This is a genomic window from Neochlamydia sp. AcF65 (genome assembly GCF_018342435.1).
GTDB lineage: Bacteria > Chlamydiota > Chlamydiia > Chlamydiales > Parachlamydiaceae > Neochlamydia.
Map to the genome: position 1 here is coordinate 1 of NZ_JAEMUE010000049.1, position 1,401 is coordinate 1,401.

Here is a 1,401-nt window from a genome sequence, read left to right on the forward strand (position 1 = left end):
TTAGGAAGAGCGTGTAGATCTGAAAATATATCGGATGATCGTTTAGGTAGAGCTTTAGATTGCTGCTACGAATATGGATGTGATGCTATCTTTTCAGCCATTGCCTTGCAAGCTTGCTCAAAATTTAATGTTAATAAAAAATTTCAGCATTTAGATACGACAAGTATGTCTGTTCAAGGGCAATATTCCTCGGGGGAGCAAGTTCCTATCATTGCGTTTGGACATTCAAAAGACTACCGGCCTGATCTTAAACAATTTATGATTTCCTTAATCTGCAGCCAAGATGGAGATGTTCCTTTATTAGCTCAAGCGCTTGCAGGTAATACCTCAGATAAAAGCCATTTTAGGAAAACTTTAAAAGAGCTTAAATCCCAAATTAAAGATAGATCCAAACCTCATTATTTCGTTGCCGATAGTGCTATGTATACCACTGACACCCTAAAAGATATTTCCAATGGTATGAAATGGGTAACGCGCGTTCCAGAACAAATAGGAGCAGCCTATGAGCTTGTATCTAGTTTTTCTAAAGAGGAAATGGAAAAGCTGTCTGCCGATTACTGGGCCGTTGAATTAGGTTCTATCTATGCAGGAATTCCTCAACGGTGGCTTTTAGTCTATTCTGAACAAGCTTTTATAAGGGAAAAGAAAACCTTAGATAGGCAAATAGAAAAAGAGCTGCAAGCAAAAGTCAAAGAATTAAAGCAACTTGCCTCAAAAGCTTTTGATTGCGAAAAAGATGCTAAAGCAGCCTTGAAAGCTTTTGAAAAAAAGCTTAAATATCATCGTCTAGACAAAATAAATACTATACAAAAACGAAGCAAGCAAGAACCTGGCAGACCTAAAAAAGAGCAAGCTTTATCAATCCAGTATAGAATGGAGGCAGCTTTAGCAAAAGATGAGCAAAAAATTTCTACTAGCTTACAAAGAAAAGGAAAATTTATCCTGGCCACTAATGAGCTGAATGCCGAGCTTCTTTCAAATGATGATCTGTTAGACAATTATAAAGGCCAACAATCGGTGGAAAGAGGATTCCGCTTTCTCAAAGATCCCTTATTTATGACTTCGTCGGTATTCCTTAAAAATGAGCAAAGGATTATAGCTTTAGCTATGATTATGTGTCTTTGCTTGCTAGTTTATACCCTTACTCAGCGCCATTTACGTCAACAATTAGAAAAGCTGTCTACCTCCATTCCTAATCAATTAGGAAAACCTACAAAGATGCCTACCCTGCGCTGGATTTTCCAAGTTTTTGAAGGTGTGCACCTCTTAATCAAACGTACTCCTGAGGGTATAAAAGAGTTAATCCTTAATTTAACTCCTAATATGAGGCATATTTTGCAGGTTTTAGGCCCTCCTTTTCAGAAATTATATGCTAATGGAAATTAACTTGCGGAATGTGGG

The 1,401-nt window shown here is 37.4% G+C and carries 1 protein-coding gene; it reads left to right on the forward strand.

The window, feature by feature from the left end; translation table 11 throughout:
- A partial coding sequence (locus tag NEOC65_RS06345; RefSeq protein WP_213156075.1) for an IS1634 family transposase occupies positions 1-1,386 on the forward strand: 1,386 nt, incomplete at its 5' end.
- Between the last annotated feature and the right edge of the window lie 15 nt (positions 1,387-1,401).